Genomic DNA, 20,372 nt, shown 5'->3' with positions numbered 1-20,372 from the left:
ATGCCATGCGTCCAGTACATCAACCGGAAAGCGATGTGACCATTCCCGGGCGGCCCCCGTCTGTGCTGATGTGACCATTCTGACCACGCGGAGGCTGTCATCGAGGAGCTCTACCGCGAGCACTGGGCGCTCGTGTGCGGGTTCCTGCTGCGCCGCACCCGCGATCCCCATCTCGCCGAGGATCTCGCCCAGGAGACGTTCGTCAAGGCGACCCGGGCCCTGCTCGGCTGGCGCGGCGAGAACCCGGCCGCCTGGCTGCTCACGATCGCCCGCAACGTGCTCATCGACCACGTCCGGCGCTCCCGCCGGGAGCTCGCCTTACCCGACGCCGACGAGCTCGGCGCGCCGCCGTTGCACGTCGCCGCCCTGGAGGTGCGCGACGCCCTCGACCGGCTGCCGGAGCGGCACCGCAGGCTGCTCACGCTGGTCTACCTCGAAGGCTTCTCGCTGGTGGAGGTGGCCACGATGACCGGCGCCAAGCACGCGACGATCAAGACCGCGGTGTGGCGCGCGCGGGCCGCGTTCGCCGAGACGTACGGAGTCGAGAAAAGCGGAGGAGTGCGATGAACGAGGACGAGCCGGTGCTGGAGCTGCCGGACTTCGACCCCAGGGCGACCCGCAGGTCGGTGCGCCGGGGGATCGTCAGGACGGCGACGGTGGTGCTGGCCGTGCTGGTGGCGGTCGTGCTCGTCGCGACGCTCGGGTCGGCGGCGGTGCAGCAGCGCGGCGACCGTGAGCGGCGCATGACGGACGTGCTGGCCACCGCTTTCAAGATCTACAACCCGGCGTACGCCATCGACGTCCAGGACTGCTGCCAGACCACGCCGCTGTCGATGTCGTTCACCGTCGGCGCCCGCCAGCGGCGCGCCGCCGGGGGCTTCGAGGGCGGCGCCACGGGCTTCTACACCATCACCCAGGACTTCTTCGGCCGGGTCGGCCGGCTGCCCCTCGGCAACTACGCCAACACGCGGCTCACCACCTCTCTGGCCGACGTCGGCACGGACCTCCAGCGGAAGGAGGACGTGCGCCGGGTGCTGGCGAGGCTGCCAGAAGCGCTCAACGCGATGGCCGTCGTCGAGTTCGCCGAGCCGCTCACACCGGCCGAGTTCGCGAAGTTCGGCCAGGGGTGCGGCGGGCCGGCCGTCTACGAGCGGCGGCCCGGCTCGGTCCCGATCACCTGGACCAACACCACCTACGACCGGGCCTACCCGGACCTGGAACTGGGCCCTCCGTGCGGCAAGGAGCCCGAGCAGAACCTGGAGATCTTCCGTCGCTGGGTCGGCATGCTGCGCGACTACGACGAGGCCAATCTCCGCCGCTTCGACCTGTCGCTGGCCCGGCTGCGCAAGGCCGCGAAGGACGGTCTCGTGTACGCCTACGTGGATGACCTGGCCTCGGTCGGGGACCTGCGCAAGCTCCTCGACGACCCGAGGGTGCGCACCATCCGGCTGGCCGATGTGGCCTTCGACCTCGACCGTGCGCGCTAGGCCGTGCGCGACAGGGGAGTCTTGACGGCGCGGTGCCGGACCGGGGCGGTGAGCCCGGCCCACGCCTCCATCCGGGCCACGAACGTCGGCGCCTGGTCCGGCCAGTGGTGCCGCAGCCGGGCCTCCGCGTGACCGCGCGCGCCGTGCGCGACCCGCCGTGCGGGGTCCTCCTTGAGGTCCAGCACGGCGTCCACGACCGCGTCCACGTTCAGCGGCACCACGATCCCGCAGCCGACTCCCTCCACCAGCGGTGCCGCCTGCGGCGTGGTGATCACGGGCAACCCGCGGCCCATGTAGTCGAGGACCTTGGTGGGCACCCCCGTGACCGTCTCGGCGGCCAGGGAGAGGCCGGCGAGGGCGCCCTCGGCCATCCGCAGGGCGTGCCGGTTCGGGACATGGCCGTACCAGTCGAGCAGCCCGACCCGCTGGGCGTCGCGCAGCAGCGGGCGGACGCCCGGCTCGGCGGCGCCGATCAGCTCCATCCGGATGCCGTGCGGCGCCAGCCGCTCGGCCAGCCGGATGAGCTCCGCCAGGCCGCGCTCGGCCGACAGCCGGCCGAGGTGGACCACCCGGGTGTCGCCGGGAGCGGGCGGGTTCGGGGACACCACGGTCGCCTCCGGCACCACGGAGGAGGAGCAGACGTGGTACCGCCGCTCCGCCCGCGCCAGCCGCCGGGGGGCGACGGGCTCACGCACGTCCCACACGACCGGCGGGCGGCGGTGCGGCAGCAGGCGCAGCAGCGCGTGGTCGTGGACCAGCAGCAGGTCCGCGCCGCGCAGGCCGCGCCTGAGCCCGGCGGCGGCCCGGCCGAAGTGCCCGCCGTACGGCACGTCGACGGGGTCGAGGCCCATCGGCGGCGTGACGTTGAAATAGGTGAACGGCGCGACGTAGGTCACCTGGTGGCCCGCGTCGAGCAGCGCCCTGATCTGCCGGTGCATGATCCGGGCGTCCTCGGGATGGTGGACGGTGGTGGCTACGCATACCCGCATGCGTAGATGCTCGGTGCTGACCAGGTCGATGACGTTAATGCGGGTCGAACTACCGCTTAACTTCCAGATGGGCGCCGATACAACCAGGTCAGGCGCGGCTCCAGCACCCACTTGAACACCGTGCGGGTCTCCGGCAGGCACAGCACGATGGCCAGCGCGAAGCAGCTCGAACTGATCGCCAGCACACCGAGCGGGCCGTGCAGCCAGGGCAGCTCCAGCCAGCCCATCTCCTTGGCGATGAGCACCGGGATGCCGTGCAGCAGGTAGCAGTACAGGGTGCGGGTGCCCAGGTCGGAGTACCACGTCTCGCGCCGGGGCACGAGCGCGAGCACCGCGAGGCACACGGCGAGCGAGCAGACGAGCAGACCCGTGCGCACGCCGAGGCCCATCCACCAGGACAGGTCCATGTCCGCGTAGCTGTGCTTGAAGTAGAACGGCTTGAGCGTCGCCTTCGGTGCGATGTAGATGGCGACCGCGGCGGCGGCGGCCAGCACGCCCACGGAGACGATCTTGATCCAGCGCCGGTTGAGCAGCTCGAAGTGCTCGGGCTGCATGACCAGGCCGATGACGAAGAACGGCATGAGGCCGAAGAAGCGGTCCATGCTGAAGTCGCCGGAGATCTGCGAGAACCCGGCGAACAGGTAGATGGCGATGGCCACCGGCACCGGGTACTTCATCCGCTTCCACACCGGAGTGGACAGCCGCCAGAACAGCAGCGCCAGGAGGTACCAGTTGAGCCAGGCCGGGTCGATGATCGTCAGCGACCACTTCTGGCCCAGCGCGGACCGCAGCACCGCGTAGCCGACCTCCACGATGACGTACGGCACGACGAACGTGTCGACGAGCTTGTTCGTCTTCGCGTTGGAGTTCCAGAAGTTGCGGGACAGGTAGCCGCTGATGACCACGAACAGCGGCATGTGGAAGACGTAGATGAAGATGTACGCGGCGCGTGAGGAGTCGGCGTCGAGCGTCGGCACCAGCGAGTGGCCGATGGGCACCAGGGCGATCAGGAGGAACTTGACGTTGTCGAGGTAAGGGTCGCGCTTGCGGCGGGGCGGCTCGGGCTGCTGCTCCGGCGCGCCCTGCGCCTGGGGAGCCTCGGCCACCGCCGTCACCGCCGTCACCGGCGCCGCCTGGTCACCCGGAGCCGCCTTCGGGGCGCTGGGAGGAGCGCTCGGGGTCCGGGGAGCCGTCCTCGGGGGGTGCGTGGCGGGCGGCGCGGCGCCGAGGGCCGGCGGGCCGGGGCGGACACCGTGGGGGTCGGTCTGCTCGCTCCAGAACGTCTCCTCCGGCAGCGGCCAGCTGGCTCCCGTGCTCGCGGGGCCGGCGGCCTCGCCGGGACCCCCGGGAGCCGGGGGAGTGGTGACCGGGGCGGACGGCTTGGTCTCAGACACTACGGAGTCGCTCAGCTTCGCTCGGGGTCGGGGGAACGCGACGGCCGCCACGCCTTACAGACGCCCTGACGGCGGAGGACGAGCGGTGTCGCCGACCCGCACCACGATATCCCGGCCAGGACGGTCCTGTCTCTCGAGACGCATCCGAAAGCCCGCTTACACAGGGAACTCGGAGGTCACGTGCAGACGTTCTTCTGGTCCGCGGCGACGATGGTGCTGTTCTTGACGCTGTCGGGAAGCTTCTCGACCTTGACCGTCTGGAAGTCCTCGCCGACGATCAGCTGGATCACCGGCGTGCCAGCGGCCTTGGCGCCGTCCGAAGGCAGCGCGACCGGCGAGGTGTAGACGTCCGTGGTCGTGGGCCTGATCTTGCCGGCCGTGGGGGCGGGCTTGGGGACGACCATCCCGGCCAGCACGCCGGCGTAGTCGCCGCCGTCGGCGGCCTTCTTGGCGTAGCGGACCTCGGTCTTGGCCAGGGACTTGCCGTCGGGGGCCTGGTAGTTGCCCAGGCCGACCACCTTGAAGCCCTGCTTGCTGAGCTGGTCGGCGACGGTGCGGGCCCGGCCTGACGTGGTGGTGCCGTTGAGCACCTGGACCTGCACCTGCTCGGGCTTGAGCGCGACCTTGGGCGCGGTGCCGGTGCTGGTCGACGGCTCCGGCTTGGCCACCTCGATGTCGCTCTTGATGGCGTTGAACAGCTCGGTGGAGTCGGGCTCCTTCCACACGACCCGGTTCTTGTCCTCGGGGTCGGGGACCCACGGGATCGTGGTGAACTTGACGCCGTTCGCGGTGAGCTTCTCGGCGCTCCGGGCGATCTCCAGGAGCTTCCCGGTGTCGGCGGCCAGCGCCGGGTCCATGGTCACGGACTGGGCGGCGGCCTTGATGAAGCCGGTCAGCTTGGCGGGGTTGGTGAGCAGCTCGCCGCTGGTCGCCTTCGCCACGACCTTGCTCAGGAAGATCTGCTGGCGCTTGATGCGCTGGATGTCGCTGCCGTCGCCGTAGTGGCGCAGCCGCACGTAGCCGAGGGCCTGCTCGCCGTTCAGCAGGCTCTTGCCCGGGGGCAGCTTGAGCTTGGAGAACTTGTCGTCGACGCCGGACTTGAGGCAGATCTGGATGCCGCCGAGGGCGTTGACGATGTTCTTGAACCCGCTGAAGTCGACCTCGACGAAGTGGTCGATGCGGATGCCCGTGAGGGTCTCCAGCGTGGACATCGTGCAGGAGATGCCGCCGGAGCTGTAGGCGGCGTTGATCTGGCCGCGGTAGCCCGGCATGGGCTGCTTGGTGGTCTCGTTCTGGCAGGTGGGGATCTGCACCATCGAGTCACGGGGGAAGCTGATGAGCTGGGCCTTGTCGCGGTTGGGCGACAGGTGCAACAGGATGATCGTGTCGGTGCGCTTGCCGCCCGCGTCGGCGGTGCGGGCCAGTTTCTGGCCGTACTTCGCGTTGCCCTCGCCAGCGCGGGTGTCGGAGCCGACCAGGAGCACGTTGAGCGCGCCGGTGCTCGGCGGCCGCGGGGTGAGGATCTTGACGGGCTTCTGGTGGATGTTGCCGAAGGCGTCGCGGTAGACCGTGTAGCCGGTCAGCGCGCCCGCGACCATCACCGTCGTGGCGCCGATGCTGATCCAGGCCAGGACGCGCATCTTGTTGACGCCGCCGCCGCCCTTGCCCGGAGCGGCCCTGCGGCCGCCTCGCGGGGGCTCGTCACCCGGCGGAGGGGGAGGCGGGGGGGCCGCCGCCGCTCGGCGGGACATCCGGTGGCCGGGTTCTGCCGGGGCGACCCTGCGGTCCTGCACGGACACGCTCCTGTAGTCACTCATACGCCCCCTCGCCTGGTCTGCGCGCGCCTCACGCGTCGGCATGGTCGTTCTGCGCCACGAGACTAGGTCACGTACGGCGTACCCGTAGCCATGACCGGCGGAATTCGCCGTGACCCGGGCGTGATGTTATCGGCCAAGAGCATACTCAGAGCTAGACAATTCGTGGAATATCATCTTCAAACTCTTAGGGTTTGGCCAGCTCAGCCCGGGTAGAGACAGCGGCCGCCAGACAGGCCAGCGGCACGGCGGGCAGCACGTACCGGTAGTCGAACTCGGCCACGGCGGGCGGCACGACGAGCAGCACCACGGCCACCGACCAGGGCAGCACCCAGAGCGGCAACCGCCTCGGCCGCCCCGTCACCGGGCTCCCGGTCGCGCTCCTCCGGCGTCTCGCCGCCCGCGCGGCGCCGAGGGCGGGCGGCGCCAGCAGGATCACCAGCAGCACGGCGCCGGGCAGGCGGACCGTCCCCTGGTAGGCGCGCATCCACCCGGCATACGGCTCGACCACCTCCGTACCGATCGGTCCCTGCTCGTACCTCTTGCCCATGTCCACGCCGAGCTGCGCCGCCCAGCGCCCCGGCGGAGCAGGGGAGGCCGACGGCAGCTCGTAGTAGCCGTAGACCTCCTGGTCGGGGTAGACCGGCCGGCCCCACACGAACGTGCGGCCCAGCTCCGACAGCACCGAGCCGGCGTAGTCGAGCGGCTGCGAGCGGATCGCCAGCGTCGCGAAGCGCGCGGCCAGGTCGTCGTTGGCTTTGGTGAAGGTGATGCCGGGCAGCTCGACCAGCGGGGAGTCGGCGGCCCAGAGGTACTCCTGCGAGGGCGGCCGGCGCTCCGGCGGGCGCGGGTCGCACAGCACCCGCAGGTCGGCGGGCGGATCCATCCTGGCGCAGTCGGCGAACGACATCGTCCGCGCGTACAGGAACGCGCCGTTGGCGCCGACCAGGCCCGTGCGCTGGTACGTGCCGTAGAACCAGGCGCCGTACGCGGCGAGCGGGATCAGCGCGGCGGCGAGCACCACCGCGGCCCGCCGCAGTCGCCCGGCCAGCACGAACCACACCGCGAGGACCAGGATGAGCGGCTGGCCCACGGTCCTGGTCAGCGTCGCCGCGGCCAGCAGCAGCCCGATCGCCAGGGCCCGCCGCCTTCCGCCCATGGCCAGCGCCACCGCCGCGACCAGCAGGAACATGAACAGCGTGTCGGAGACCAGCAGGTGCTCCAGCTCGACCTGGTAGGCGTCGAGCAGCACCGGCGCGGCCGCCAGGGTGGCCCCCCACCGGGGCACCGCCCGGCGCGCGACCGCGTACACGAGCACGCCCGTCGCCAGCCCGAGCAGGTGCTGCGCCGCCGCCACCACCGCGAAGGAGTGGAACGGCTCCAGCAGCTTGAGGAACGCCGAGTAGCCCGCGGGGCGCACCAGGTCGGGGCGGGGGCGGAAGACGGTGACGATGTAGGTGTAGGAGTCGGGGAACCACAGGACCGGCCGGTAGCCCAGCATGGTCAGCACCCGCAGCCCCGCGCCGAGGGCCAACACCCCGAGGAACCACCCGTGCCGCCGCACCGCCGCCAGGACCGTCCTGGGGGTACGACGGGCCGCCGGGGCCGTGCGCCCGGCTGGGCGGGAGAGCCGGTGGGACGCTGGACGATGACGCACGTCGCGTACGCTACCCGGCCCGGTCGTACCCGCAGGTCGGATACCCTCGCGATCACGATGGGATCCGGCGGGCCCGACCAGGTGCGAAGGCCGTCGGCGGGCAGGGTGCTCGCCGTGGCCTCGGTGCTGCCCGCCCTCGTCGTGGCGGGCTGGCTGCTGGCCGGTCTCCCGCTGCTGCTCGCCGGCGTGTACCGGCCGCTGCCCGCGCTGGCGCTCGGCCTGCCCGTGATCGCGCTGCTGTGCCTGGCCGCCCTCCGCGTGTCGGCGGGCGACCCCGAAAAGCCCGAGGCCGAGGGGCTGAGGGCGGGACGGTGGCAGGTCGCCGGGGTCGCCGGGGTGGCCCTCGCCTCCGGCGTGTTCAACGCCGTCCTGCACTCCGAGCAGCTCGTGGTCCGGCGCGACCCCGCCACCTACGCCCAGTACGCCGTCTGGCTGGCCGGCCACGGCTCGCTCCCGATCCCCTCGCAGGCGGCGGCGTTCGGCGGGCCGGACCCGTCCCTGGTCTTCGAGAGCGTGGGCTTCTACGAGGTCGGCGGCGCGGTCGTGCCGCAGTTCATGCCCGGCCCGCCGCTGCTGTTCGCCGCCGGTCAGTGGGCGGGCGGGCTGCTGGTGACCCCTGCCGTGCTGGGGGCGCTGGCGGTGCTCACGGTGGCCGGGGTGGCGGCGCGGCTGGTGGGGGCGCGGTGGGCGGCCCCGGCCGCGCTGGCGTTCGCGGTGTGCCAGCCGGTGCTCTACACCTCGCGCACCACGCTGAGCGAGATCCCGTCGCTGATCCTGCTGCTCGGCGGCCTGGCCTTGCTGCACGACACGCTGTCGCGGGCCGTGGCCGCGCCGGGCGCGCCGGGCCGGAGGTGGGCGGAGGCGGCGATGGCCGGGCTGGTGTTCGGGCTGGCCGTGCTGGTGCGGGTGGACGGGCTGCGCGACGTGCTGCCGGTGCTCGCGTTCGCCGGGCTGCTGGTGGCGATGCGCCGCTCCGGCCGGCCGGAGGGCGTGGCGGGGCCGCCGCTCCTGGCCGGTGTCGCCGTGGGCGCCGGGCTGGGGCTGTACGCGGCGTACGAGCTGGCCCGGCCGTACCTGGCCTACCTGTCGCGGTCCGTCCAGCCGTTGCTGCTGGTCTGCGCGGCCGTGCTGGCGCTGACCGTGCTGGGCACGGCGGTGGCGCCGTGGGTGGCGCGCCTGCCGCGCCCGGGACGCCTGGCGCGGTGGCTGCCGACGGCGGGCGCCGCGCTGACCGTCCTCCTCATGGCGGGGCTGGCGGCGCGGCCGTTGTTCCAGACGGTGCGGCGGGTGCCTGTGACGCAGGAGGACCGGCTCACCGCGCGGTTCATCGAGGAGACGCAGCGCGCCAACGGCCTGCCGCTGGACGGCGAGCACCTCTACTTCGAGCAGTCGCTGCACTGGGTCGTGTGGTACGTGGGCGTGCCGGCCGTGCTGCTGGCGACGCTGGCCGCCGCCGTCCTCGTGCGCCGGCTGCTGCGCGACGGCAGGCCGTTCCCCTGGCTGCTGCCGCTGGCGGTGATCGGCTGGACCACGGTCACCACGCTGCTGCGCCCCGAGATCACCCCCGACCACCCGTGGGCGTCGCGCCGCCTCGTGCCCGTCGTGATCCCCGGGATGGTCCTGCTCGCGGTCTGGGGCGTCCGGTGGCTGCGCGACAGGCCCCGGTGGCGCCGGTACGGCGCCCGCGGCCCTCGATGGGTGACCGCCGCGGGCGTGGCGCTGCTGCTGGTGCCGCCGGTCGTGACGTCCATCGGCACGGCGTTCGACCCGGTGGAGCGGGGCGAGCGGGCGGCCGTGGCCGCCATGTGCGCGCGGTTCCCGGCGAACGCGTCGGTGCTGGTCGTCGAGCGCGTCACCGGTGACCGGCTCATGCAGGTCGTGCGGGGCTCCTGCGGCGTGCCGGTCGCGGAGGCCCGCCGTACGGACGGGGACGTCGCGCCCGCGGACGAGGTGCGGCGGCTCACGGCGAGGATCAGGGCGGCCGGGCGCGTGCCGGTCGTGCTGGCCGCCGACGCGGCCCAGGTCGCGCCGTACGGCACGCCGAGGCAGGTCATGGGCCTGGTGACACGCCAGGACGAGCGCTCGCTGACCGGCCCGCCCGACGCCACGTGGACGCTGCGGATCACGGCGTGGATGGCCGCCGGCTGACCTCCGCAGGACGGCCGCAGGCGCGTGGAGCAGCGGCGGGGCGAGCCGATGTGGACCCGGGCCGTCGCGGGGCAGAGTACCCTCGACGCACGTGAGCACGCCTGAGATCGCCCAGAGTGGAACCACCGTGGATGAAGCGCCCTACGTCACGATCGTCCTGCCCTGCTACAACGAGCAGGACCACGTCATCGACGAGGTCGAGCGCATCACGCGGGCGATGGACACGAGCGGCTACACCTACGAGCTGGTGGCGGTCGACGACTGCTCCACCGACGGCACGCTGGCCCGGTTGCAGGAGGCGGCGCCCCGCTTCCCGCGCCTGAGGATCCGCGCCTTCCACCGCAACGGCGGCTCGGGCACCGTGCGCCGCATCGGCACTCAGGAGGCGCGCGGCGAGATCGTCGTCTGGACCGACGCGGACATGACCTACCCCAACGAGCGCATCCCCGAGCTGGTGCAGCTCCTGGAGAAGGACGCCACGATCGACCAGGTCGTCGGCGCCCGCACCACCGAGGAGGGCTCCCACAAGGTGCTGCGCGTGCCGGCCAAGTGGGTGATCCGCAAGGTGGCCGAGATGCTCGCGAGCCAGAAGATCCCGGACCTGAACTCGGGGCTGCGGGCCTTCCGCAAGTCGGTGGCCAGGCCCTACCTGCGGCTGCTGCCCCCCGGCTTCTCCTGCGTCACGACGATCACGCTGTCGTTCCTGATGAACCAGCACGACATCCACTACCTGCCGATCGAGTACGCCAAGCGGGCCGGCACGTCGAAGTTCAGCTTCGTCTCCGACGCCTACCGCTACATCCTGCAGGTGCTGCGGATGATCATGTACTTCAACCCGCTCAAGGTGCTCATGCCGCCGGCGCTCTGGCTGGTGGCGATCGGCCTGGCCAAGGGCGTCTACGACATGGTGCGCAACCCCTTCTACTTCCCGGCCAACACCGTGATGATCTTCCTGTCGGGCCTGCTGATCGGCTCGGTCGCGCTGCTGGCCGACCTGATCGTGCGGTCGCGGGGCGAGTAGCGTGCGCGTCGCGATCGTCGGCCCCACCTATCCGTACAAGGGGGGCGGCGCCCAGCACACCACCGAGCTGGCGCACCGGCTGGCCGCGCTCGGCCACGACGTGGTCATCGAGTCCTGGCGGGCTCAGTACCCGTCGTTCCTCTACCCGGGCCGCCAGACGATCGACGCCCCCGAGGGCACGCCGTACCCCCGGACCGAGCGCCGGCTCGACTGGCGCCGCCCCGACGGGTGGGTCGCCGCCGGCCGCCGGCTCCGCTCCGCCGACCTGGTCGTCCTCGCCGTGCTGAGCCCCGTGCAGGTGCCCGCCTACCTCGGCATCCTGTACGGCCTGCGCCGCCGAGCCCGTGTCGTCGCCCTCTGCCACAACGTGCTGCCCCACGAGCCGAAGCCGTACGACCGGCCGCTGATGCGGGCGCTGCTGCGGCGGGTGGACGGCGTGCTGGCCCACTCCGGGCAGCAGGCGGATCTGGCCAGGACGCTGGCCGCCACACCGGTGCGCGTGGCCGGGCTGCCGCCGCACCTGCCCTCCACCCGGGCCGAGCCGTCCTCGGGGGTTCACCGGCGGCTGCTGTTCTTCGGCCTCGTGCGGCCGTACAAGGGGCTGGACCTGCTGCTGCGCGCGCTGCCCGAGGGGGTGGCGCTGACCGTGGCCGGAGAGTTCTGGGGCGGGCTGGACGAGACCAGGGCGCTGATCGACGAGCTGGGCGTCGCCGACCGGGTGGAGCTGCGGCCCGGCTACGTGGCGGCCGAGGACGTTCCGGGGCTGTTCGCCCGCGCCGACGCGCTGGTCCTGCCGTACCGCAGCGCGACCGCGAGCCAGAACGTGTGGCTCGGCCACGAGCACGGCGTGCCGGTCATCGCGACCCGGGTGGGGGCGCTGGCCGACCACGTCACCGACGGGGTGGACGGGCTGCTGGTGGAGCCGGGCGACGTGGCGGCGCTGCGCGCGGCGATCGAGCGCTTCTACGCCTCGGGCGAGCCGGAGAGGTTGCGGTCGGGCGTCAAGGCGGTCGACCCCGAGCCGTTCTGGTCGGCGTACGCCTCGGAGCTGCTGGCGCTCTGACGGCCCAGCAGGAACGCGACCCCCGCGGCGGCCACGTCCGACAGCGTGAACACCAGCCGCGACGCGACCGCCGCGGCCAGGGCGGGCCCGGTGCCGATGATGGGCGTGAACACCAGCACCATCGCGCCCTCGCGCACCCCGACCCCGGCGGGCACGAAGAACGCGAGCAGCCCCGTGGCCCAGGCGAACGCGTAGGCCCCGGTGGCGATCACGTACAGGTCCCAGCGGCCGACGAGCAGCCAGGTGTGGATGCCGTACACGAACCAGCCGAGCGCCGTCCAGCCCACCGCGGCCACGACCGCGCGGCCGGGCAGCACGCTCTCCAGCGGTTCCTTGCGGGCCAGGCGCAGCGCCAGGTTGAGACCCCAGGTCAGCACCTTCGGGTGCAGGCACACGATGATCACCGGGACCAGCAGCAGGAGGTACCACGCCTGGCGCAGGACCTGCTGGGTGGCGAGCGTGGCGGCGGCGATCGACAGCGCCACCCCGAGGTTGATCACCAGCGACAGCGAGATGCAGGCGAACGTCCGGCGCGGCGGGCTGCCGTGGTCGCGGCCCAGCTCCATCGTCGCGGCGTACGCCCAGACCGAGCCCGGGATGTACTTGCCGAGCTGGCCCACGAACATGATGCGGCCGGCGACCCGCAGCGGCAGCGGCGAGCCGAGCCCGGCCAGCACCCGGCGCCAGGCGAGCAGGCTGCAGAGCTGACCGGCCAGCACCGCGGCGAACGCGCCGGGCAGCGCCCAGGGCGACAGCCGCGCCACGGCCGTCGTGGTCTCGTCCCAGTTGCGCGCCAGGCCGTAGCCGAGGAAACCGAGCGCGACCAGCGCGAGCACGACGCGCAGCAGGCGGCGGAGCATCCGCCAAGGGTACGCGTGATCAGCCGGACCGGGTAGGGGGCACGCTCGGCCGGGCGAACGGCGGCCCGGTCGCGGGTACTGTTGGGCCCCGTGGGAAAGCAAGCCGTGGGAAAGCAACGGGTCGCGCAGCTGGAGTACTCCGAGTTCCAGTCGGCCATGCTCGACGAGGCCAAGCGCAGGCGCAAGGCCGCGAAGATCATCGCGGTGCTGGAGCACTTCCAGGGCTCGCTCGACGGCCTGGTCGTGGGCGACGTGGGATGCTCGGCCGGGTTCATCGCCGACGAGCTGGCCGGCGCGGGCGCGGGGCACACCCTCGGGGTGGACATCGACGTGCCGGGGCTGCGCAGGGCGGCCGACCGGTTCGGCGGGCGGGTGGCGTTCGTCTGCGGTGACGGCACCGCTCTGCCGTTCCCCGACGGGTCGATCGACGTGCTGGTGTTCAACCACATCTACGAGCACGTGGTCGACCCCGACGCGGTGGTGGCCGAGATGCACCGGGTGCTGTCCGACAAGGGCGTCCTGTACCTCGGCCTGGGCAACCGGCTCGGCATCATGGAGCCCCACTACAAGCTGCCGTTCCTGTCCTACCTGCCGCCCGCGCTGGCCGACCGCTACGTGCGCGCCTTCGGCCGGGCCGACCACTACTACGAGCGCTACCGCACCCGGCGGGGGCTGCGCCGGATGCTGCGGGCCTTCCACGTGTGGGACTACACGCTCCCGGTGCTGGCCACCCCCACCCGCTTCGCCGGCTCGGAGCTGTTCCCCGGCGCGGTGGGGCGGGCGGCGCAGGCCGTGCTCGCGCGCACGCCGCGCGGAGTGCTGCGGCTGACGCTGCCGCTCGTGCCCACGTACCTGTGGGTGGCCACCAAGACGCCGCGCCGCCCCGCGGGCGCCGCGCTCCCGCAACCCCCGCAGCCGCTGTGAGCACCGAGGCCGGCGTGGGGCGGCGGCCGGTCGCCCGGCGGGTGGTCCGCCTCGGGTTCCTGCTGATCGCCCTCGGCTTCGGCGGCTGGGCCGTGGCCTCGCGGTGGGACGACGTCGTGGCCGGGCTGTCCACGCTGAGCTGGCCGATGCTCGCCGCCTCGCTGGCCGGCGTGGTCGCCGCGCTGCTCGGGGGCATGCTCACCTGGCGCACCCTGCTGGCCGACCTCGGCTCGCCGCTGCCGTTCCGACCGGCCGCCAAGGTGTTCTTCGTCGGCCAGCTCGGCAAGTACATCCCCGGCACGGTCTGGCCGGTGCTCGCCCAGATGGAGATGGGCCGCGACCTCGGCGTGCCCCGGGCGCGCAGCGCCGCCGCGTTCTTCCTGACGATGCCGATCCAGCTCGCCACCGGCCTGCTCGTCACCCTGGTGACGCTCGGCTGGGACCGGTTCGGCTGGCTGCTCCTGCTGGTGCCGGTGCTGCTGGTGCTGCTGGAGCCGAAGGTGATCAACGCCCTGATCGGCTTCGGGCTGCGCAGGCTCAAGAAGGAGCCGCTGGAGCGGCCGCTCACCCGCCGCGGCATGCTCACCGCGCTCGGCTGGGCGCTGGCCGGCTGGACGTGTTACGGCCTGCACCTGTACTTCCTCGTCCCGCAGGGCGGCCTGCTGTTCGCCGTCGGGGCGTTCGCGCTGTCGTGGTGCCTCGGCATCCTGACCTTCGTCGTGCCCGCCGGGGCGGGGGTGCGCGAGGTGGCGATGGTGGCCGTGCTGTCCCCGGTGCTGGCCCAGGGACCGGCCATCGCGATGGCCCTCTGCTCCCGGATGATCATCGTGATCGGGGACCTGATCTGCGCGGGTTTGGCGGGAATAGCTGCACGGCGTGGCGGCGTGTGATTTGAGCCTCGATTTGGGGGAGGCTGGTCATAAGCTGAACCCAGAGGGGGACGCCAGGGCTCCCACGACGATCTTGAGGGGAGAAGATCTTCGTAATGCCTCGAGTGCTCGTCGACGCGGCGGCCGTCCCCACGGACCGCGGCGCCCTCATCCGTTACGTGGACGGACTGGTGGCCGGGCTGGACGCCGCGGGGGCCGACCTCGTGGTGGTCTGCCAGCGGCCCGACGCGGACCGGTACCGCCGGCTCGCGCCCTCGGCCGACATCCGGCCGGGTCCCGTCTCGCTCACCAACCGCGCCGCCCGGCTCACCTGGGAGCAGACCGGCCTGCCGCTGGTCGCCCGCCAGGCGGGAGCCGAGGTCATCCACGCGCCCTACTACACGATCCCGCTGGGCGCGGGCCTGCCCACGGTCGCGACCGTCCACGACGTCACCTGGTTCACCGAGCCGGAGCACGACAGTCCCAGCAAGGCGGCGTTCTTCCGCTCGGCCACCCGCACGGCCGTGCGCCACGCCACCCGCCTCATCGTGCCGTCCAAGGCCACCCGTGACGAGCTGGTCCGCGTGCTGGCCGCCGACCCCACCCGCATCGACGTCGCCTACCACGGCGTCGACCAGGACCTGTTCCACCCGCCGAGCGAGGTGGAGCGCAGGCGGGCGGCCGAGCGGTTCGGCCTGCACGGCCGGCCGTACGTCGCCTTCCTGGGCGCGCTCGACCCCCGCAAGAACGTCCCCAACCTCATCCGCGGCTTCGCCGCCGCCGTCAAGAACCTCGACGAGCCGCCCGCGCTGGTGCTCGGCGGCGGCGTCCACGAGGACGACGTCGACACCGCCTGCCGGGAGGTCGAGGCCACGGTGAAGGTGGTGCGGCCCGGGTTCCTGCGCATGCCGGACCTGGCGGGGTTCCTCGGGGGCGCGCTCGTGGTGGCGTTCCCGTCGCGCGGCGAGGGGTTCGGGCTGCCGGTGCTGGAGGCCATGGCGTGCGGCGCGCCCGTGCTCACCACGCACCGCGCGTCGCTGCCGGAGGTGGGCGGCGACGCCGTCGCCTACACCGAGCCGGACGCCGACAGCATCGCCCTGGCCCTCGGCCGGCTCCTCGACTCGCCCGAGCGGCGCCGGGCGCTCCAGGAGGCGGGCCTCGCGCGGGCCCGCGAGTTCACGTGGAAGACATCGGCGCAGGCGCATCTCGCCTCCTATCAACGCGCGGTCGAATAGTTCGGTAACCTCGCGGAGTGATGGAGAGCTCTTTGCCAGACCTCGAGGCGATCCTCCTGGTCGGCGGCCAGGGCACGCGCCTGCGTCCGCTGACACTCGGCACGCCCAAGCCGTTGCTGCCGACCGCCGGCGTGCCTTTCCTGGCGCACCAGCTCGCCCGCGCCCGCTCGTTCGGAGTACGCCGGATCGTCTTCGCGACCTCCTACAAGGCGTCGATGTTCGAGCCCGCCTTCGGCGACGGCTCGGCCTTCGGGCTCTCCCTGGAGTACATGACGGAGGAGACGCCGCTCGGCACGGGCGGCGCCATCCGCAACGCCGCCGAGGCCCTCACCAGCGGCCCCTCCGATCCCGTGCTGGTGCTCAACGGCGACATCCTCTCCGGCCACGACATCGGCGACCAGGTGCGCACCCACACCTCCAGGGGCGCCTCTGTAACGCTCCATCTGACGGAGGTGGACGACCCGACCCGGTTCGGCTGCGTCCCCACCGACGACGATGGACGGGTCACCGCGTTCCTGGAGAAGACCCCCAATCCCGTCACCAACCGGATCAACGCCGGCTGCTACGTCTTCACCCGCTCGGTCATCGACCGGATCCCGCGCGACGAGGTCGTCTCCGTCGAGCGCGAGACGTTCCCCGGGCTCATCGAGTCGGGCGAGCTGGTCCTCGGCTACGCCGACCGCACCTACTGGCTCGACGTCGGCACCCCGGCCGCGTTCGTGCGGGGCTCTCGTGACCTGGTGCTCGGCCGTCTGGCCTCGCCCGCGCTGCCGGGCCCGCCCGGCGAGTACCTCGCCCTCGACGGCGCCCGCGTCTCGCCGGAGGCCAAGGTCAACGGCGGCTCCGCGATCGGCGCCGGCACGGTCGTCGAGGCCGGCGCGGTGGTGTCGGGCAGTGTGCTCAGCGACGGCTGCGTGGTGCACTCCGGCGCGACGGTGGTCGACTCCGCCATCGGGCAGGGCGCCCGGGTGTGCGCGGGCGCCGTGGTGCGTGACGCGGTGATCGGCGACGGGGCCGTGGTGGGCGCGGGCAACGAGCTCCAGCACGGCGTGCGCGTGTGGCCGGGCGTCGAGCTCCCCGAGCGCGCCGTCCGCTACTCCACCGACGTCTGACCTCGCCGCCGCTCCACCGGCGTCCGCCCCCCGCCGCTCCACCGGCGTCCGACCGGCCGCCGACCGGCGCCCCCGGGCGCGGGTGCGTGTCGCGGCGCGGCACACTGGACGGGTGGTGGAGCGCAGGTGGGAGCCCGGTGGGCCGCTGGACGTGGGGCTGGCGCTGGCCCCGCACCGGCGCGGCTCCGGAGACCCCGCCTGGCGGCGCACCCCCGACGGGGCCGTGTGGCGCACCTCCAGGACCCCCGACGGCCCCGGCACCCTGCGGATGAGTGCCGCCGACGGCGTCGTGCTCGGCCGGGCGTGGGGCCCCGGGGCCGGATGGCTGCTGGAGATGCTCCCGGCCTGGCTCGGGGCCGACGACGACGCGTCCGGGTTCGCGGCCCGGCACGAGGTGCTGGCCGAGGCCGCCCGCCGGCACGCCGGGCTGCGCATCGGGCGCACCGGCCGCGTCATGGAGGCCCTGGTGCCGGCCGTCCTGGAGCAGAAGGTCGTCGGCCGCGAGGCGTGGCGGGCCTGGCGATGGCTGCTGCACCGCTACGGCGAGCCCGCGCCCGGCCCCGCCCCCGAGGGCATGCGGGTCGTGCCCGAGGCCGAGGTGTGGCGGCAGATCCCGTCGTGGCACTGGCACCGCGCGGGGGCCGAGGCCGTACGCGCCCGGACCATCGCCACGGCCGCCTGGCACGCCGCCAAGCTGGAGGCCGCCGCCACCACCGAGGAGCTGGACCGGCTGCTGCGGGCGCTGCCCGGGATCGGCGTGTGGACGTCGGCGGAGGTGCGCCAGCGCGCCCTCGGCGATCCCGACGCGGTCAGCGTGGGCGACTTCCACCTGGCCAAGCTCGTCGGCTACGCGCTGACGGGCGAGAAGACCGACGACCCCGGGATGCTGCGCCTGCTGGAGCCGTACGCCGGCCACCGGCACCGGGCCGCGGTCCTCGTCATGCTCACGGGCCTGCGCCCGCCCGCGCGCGGCCCCAGGATGCCCGCCCGCGACTACCGGTCCTTCTGACCTGCGCGTACATGCCCCTGGGTGCGGGGCGCGAACTCAGGCCGACGTAGTGTGCCTCGTATGAGTCTCGTCAGTGACAGCGCGCTCCGCCGCGCGCTCGCCCGCGCCCGTGACGGCAAGGCCCTCGACCTCACCGAGGCCGCCGTGCTGCTGCACGCGCGCGGCGACCACCTGAACACGCTGCTGGAGCACGCCTCCCGGGTACGGGACGCCGGGCTCGCGGCGGTGGGCAGGCCAGGCGTGATCACCTACAGCCGCAAGGTATTCATCCCGTTGACCAGGCTCTGCCGCGACAAATGTGGTTATTGCACGTTCGCGACCGCGCCGCACAAGGTGCCGTCGGCCTTCCTCAGCCCCGACGAGGTGCTGGAGATCGCCCGGCAGGGCGCGGCGATGGGGTGCAAGGAAGCGCTGTTCACCCTGGGCGACCGGCCCGAGGATCGCTGGCGGCAGGCGCGGGAGTGGCTGGACGCGCACGGCTACGACGACACGCTGTCGTACGTGCGGGCCATGGCCGTCCGCGTCCTGGAGGAGACCGGGCTGCTCCCGCACCTCAACCCCGGCGTGCTCGGCTGGCGCGACCTCCAGCGGCTCAAGCCGGTGGCCCCGTCCATGGGCATGATGCTGGAGACCACCTCGCGCCGCCTGTTCGAGGAGAAGGGGCAGGCCCACTACGGCTCGCCCGACAAGGACCCGGCCGTGCGGCTGCGCGTGCTGGAGGACGCCGGCCGCTCCAACGTGCCGTTCACCACGGGCATCCTCATCGGCATCGGTGAGACCGTCGAGGACCGGGCCGAGTCGATCTTCGCGATCCGGCGGGTGGCGCGCGAGTACGGCGGCGTCCAGGAGGTCATCGTGCAGAACTTCCGCGCCAAGCCGGACACGGCGATGCGCGGCATGCCGGACGCCGACCTGGAGGAGCTGGCCGCCACGATCGCGGTCACGCGGCTGGTGCTCGGGCCGCGCATGCGCGTCCAGGCGCCGCCGAACCTGGTCGACGCCGAGTACGAGCTGATGATCCGCGCCGGCATCGACGACTGGGGCGGCGTGTCGCCGCTGACCCCCGACCACGTCAACCCGGAGCGGCCGTGGCCGCAGATCGACGCGCTCACGGACCGCACGGCCGAGGCCGGCTTCCGGCTGCGCGAGCGGCTGACCATCTATCCCGAGTACGTGCTGGCGGGGGAGCCGTGGCTGGACCCCCGCCTGTTCGCCCACGTCCAGGCGCTGGCGGACCCGGAGACCGGCCTGGCCCGCGAGGACGTGACGCCGCGCGGACTGCCGTGGCAGGAGCCGGACGGCGGCTTCACCGCCTCGGGCCGGGTGGACCTGCACGTCGAGGTGGACACCACGGGCCGCACCCACGACCGGCGCGACGACTTCGACCACGTCTACGGGGACTGGGACGCCCTGCGCGACCGCCTGGACCCGGACGCCGCGACCGGACCCGCGGCGACGGCCGGAGCCGGAACCGGGGCGGGTTCCGGCGGCGGCACGCCCGCCGGACTCCGGCAGGCGCTGCGGCAGGCCGAGCGCGACCCGGCCGGGCTCAGCGAGGAGGAGGCCGTGGCGCTGCTGTCGGCCGACGGGCCGGCCCTGGACGAGCTGGCCGCCATCGCCGACGACCTGCGCCGCCGGAGCGCCGGTGACGACGTCACGTACGTCGTCAACAGGAACATCAACTTCACCAACGTCTGCTACACCGGCTGCCGCTTCTGCGCGTTCGCCCAGCGCCGCACCGACGCCGACGCGTACACCCTGAGCCTGGCCCAGGTCGCCGACCGGGCGGAGGAGGCGTGGCTGGCGGGCGCCACCGAGGTGTGCATGCAGGGCGGCATCCACCCCGACATGCCCGGCACGGCGTACTTCGACATCGCCAGGGCGGTCAAGGAGCGGACGCCGGACATGCACGTCCACGCGTTCTCCCCCATGGAGGTGGTCAACGGCGCCAGCCGGGCCGACCTGTCGATCGAGGAGTGGTTGCACGCCGCCAAGGAGGCCGGGGTGGACTCGCTGCCCGGGACCGCCGCCGAGATCCTCGACGACGACGTCCGCTGGGTGCTCACCAAGGGCAAGCTGCCCACCGCCGAGTGGATCGACGTGGTCACCACGGCCCACCGGGTGGGCCTCCCGACGACCTCCACGATGATGTACGGCCACGTGGACACCCACCGGCACTGGGTCAGGCACATCAAGCTGATCAGGCGGCTGCAGGAGGAGACCGGCGGCTTCTCGGAGTTCGTGCTGCTGCCGTTCGTGCACACCAGCGCGCCCATCTACCTGGCCGGGATCGCCCGGCCCGGTCCCACCGCGCAGGAGAACCGCGCCGTCCACGCGCTGGCCAGAATTCTGCTGCACGGCGCCATCTCCAACATCCAGTGCTCGTGGGTCAAGCTCGGCGACGACCTGTGCCGCCAGGTGCTCGACGGCGGCGTGAACGACCTCGGCGGCACCCTCATGGAGGAGACGATCAGCCGCATGGCCGGGTCGGAGAACGGCTCGTACAAGACCATCAGCGAGCTGCGCGCGATGGCGGGCGCCACCGGGCGGCCGGTCCGGCAGCGGACCACCGAGTACGGCCGGCCGGGCGAGGAGCGTCTGGCCGCCTCGGCGGCGAGCGACGGCGTCTGCCAGAGCGTGCGAAGGGTCTTGCCGACGGTGGAGATATAACATGTTCTAGATTGCACTTGCGTCTCGCCCCGGAGGCGCTGGGAGAATCGTCACTCCTGTGGAGAGAGGTTCACCGTGCGGTTGGGTCGACACCGCGCCGCGTTAAGCGCTGAGCTGCGG

Annotated in this window: 16 protein-coding genes; 11 read left to right on the top strand and 5 right to left on the bottom strand. The window is 73.0% G+C overall.

Annotated elements, in window-relative coordinates; all coding sequences use genetic code 11:
- The first annotated feature begins 99 nt into the window (after positions 1-99).
- Entirely contained in the window at positions 100-567 is a 468-nt protein-coding gene (locus tag MTP10_RS07040) for an RNA polymerase sigma factor (protein ID WP_310708547.1), read from the top strand.
- Positions 564-1,487 carry a hypothetical protein gene (locus MTP10_RS07035; protein ID WP_310708203.1) on the top strand — a complete coding sequence of 308 codons (924 nt, stop codon included), beginning with the start codon at positions 564-566 and terminating at the stop codon, positions 1,485-1,487. The genes MTP10_RS07040 and MTP10_RS07035 overlap by 4 nt, the downstream gene beginning before the upstream one ends.
- Here the strand turns inward: MTP10_RS07035 and MTP10_RS07030 are convergent.
- From MTP10_RS07030 to MTP10_RS07015, 4 genes are all read right to left on the bottom strand, one after another.
- Complete coding sequence (locus MTP10_RS07030) at positions 1,484-2,476, bottom strand: glycosyltransferase (RefSeq protein WP_310708202.1); 993 nt, start codon at positions 2,474-2,476, stop codon at positions 1,484-1,486. The genes MTP10_RS07035 and MTP10_RS07030 overlap by 4 nt on opposite strands.
- A gap of 56 nt (positions 2,477-2,532) precedes the next feature.
- The gene (locus tag MTP10_RS07025; protein WP_310708201.1) at positions 2,533-3,870 is read right to left on the bottom strand and encodes an acyltransferase family protein; all 1,338 of its coding nucleotides are present in this window, start codon (positions 3,868-3,870) and stop codon (positions 2,533-2,535) included.
- Positions 3,871-4,046: 176 nt separating this feature from the next.
- Entirely contained in the window at positions 4,047-5,687 is a 1,641-nt protein-coding gene (locus MTP10_RS07020; protein WP_310708200.1) for an LCP family protein, read from the bottom strand.
- A gap of 184 nt (positions 5,688-5,871) precedes the next feature.
- A complete protein-coding gene (locus tag MTP10_RS07015; RefSeq protein ID WP_310708199.1) occupies positions 5,872-7,341 on the bottom strand; it encodes a hypothetical protein in 1,470 nt (489 codons plus the stop codon).
- 57 nt (positions 7,342-7,398) lie between these two features.
- Here MTP10_RS07015 and MTP10_RS07010 point away from each other — a divergent pair, with 57 nt between their 5' ends.
- From MTP10_RS07010 to MTP10_RS07000, 3 genes are all read left to right on the top strand, one after another.
- On the top strand, positions 7,399-9,489 hold the full coding sequence (locus MTP10_RS07010) for a hypothetical protein (protein ID WP_310708198.1): 2,091 nt from the start codon (positions 7,399-7,401) through the stop codon (positions 9,487-9,489).
- A 127-nt stretch (positions 9,490-9,616) separates the two neighbouring features.
- Positions 9,617-10,510 (top strand): glycosyltransferase family 2 protein, encoded by an 894-nt coding sequence (locus MTP10_RS07005; RefSeq protein WP_310708197.1) that lies wholly within the window; start codon positions 9,617-9,619, stop codon positions 10,508-10,510.
- A gap of 1 nt (position 10,511) precedes the next feature.
- Positions 10,512-11,573 (top strand): glycosyltransferase family 4 protein, encoded by a 1,062-nt coding sequence (locus MTP10_RS07000; RefSeq protein WP_310708196.1) that lies wholly within the window; start codon positions 10,512-10,514, stop codon positions 11,571-11,573.
- Here MTP10_RS07000 and MTP10_RS06995 read toward each other — a convergent pair.
- Entirely contained in the window at positions 11,474-12,433 is a 960-nt protein-coding gene (locus MTP10_RS06995; protein ID WP_310708195.1) for a lysylphosphatidylglycerol synthase transmembrane domain-containing protein, read from the bottom strand. The genes MTP10_RS07000 and MTP10_RS06995 overlap by 100 nt on opposite strands.
- Positions 12,434-12,538: 105 nt before the next feature.
- Here MTP10_RS06995 and MTP10_RS06990 point away from each other — a divergent pair, with 105 nt between their 5' ends.
- The 6 genes from MTP10_RS06990 to MTP10_RS06965 all read left to right on the top strand — a co-directional run bounded on the left by MTP10_RS06990 (position 12,539) and on the right by MTP10_RS06965 (position 20,252).
- Entirely contained in the window at positions 12,539-13,357 is an 819-nt protein-coding gene (locus MTP10_RS06990) for a class I SAM-dependent methyltransferase (protein ID WP_310708194.1), read from the top strand.
- On the top strand, positions 13,354-14,247 hold the full coding sequence (locus MTP10_RS06985; RefSeq protein ID WP_310708193.1) for a lysylphosphatidylglycerol synthase domain-containing protein: 894 nt from the start codon (positions 13,354-13,356) through the stop codon (positions 14,245-14,247). The genes MTP10_RS06990 and MTP10_RS06985 overlap by 4 nt, the downstream gene beginning before the upstream one ends.
- A 95-nt stretch (positions 14,248-14,342) precedes the next feature.
- Positions 14,343-15,461, top strand: a complete 1,119-nt coding sequence (locus MTP10_RS06980; protein WP_310708192.1) for a glycosyltransferase family 1 protein — start codon at positions 14,343-14,345, stop codon at positions 15,459-15,461.
- Positions 15,462-15,481: 20 nt separating this feature from the next.
- Positions 15,482-16,573 carry an NDP-sugar synthase gene (locus tag MTP10_RS06975; protein WP_310708191.1) on the top strand — a complete coding sequence of 364 codons (1,092 nt, stop codon included), beginning with the start codon at positions 15,482-15,484 and terminating at the stop codon, positions 16,571-16,573.
- 112 nt (positions 16,574-16,685) lie between these two features.
- Positions 16,686-17,582: a DNA-3-methyladenine glycosylase 2 family protein gene (locus tag MTP10_RS06970; protein WP_310708190.1), complete on the top strand. Its 897-nt coding sequence runs from the start codon at positions 16,686-16,688 to the stop codon at positions 17,580-17,582.
- Between the two features lie 60 nt (positions 17,583-17,642).
- Entirely contained in the window at positions 17,643-20,252 is a 2,610-nt protein-coding gene (locus tag MTP10_RS06965) for a bifunctional FO biosynthesis protein CofGH (RefSeq protein ID WP_310708189.1), read from the top strand.
- Positions 20,253-20,372 lie beyond the last annotated feature (120 nt).

This window comes from Nonomuraea sp. 3-1Str, from assembly GCF_031570565.1.
Classification (GTDB): Bacteria; Actinomycetota; Actinomycetes; order Streptosporangiales; family Streptosporangiaceae; genus Nonomuraea.
This window is presented reverse-complemented; position numbering and strand designations above follow the sequence as displayed.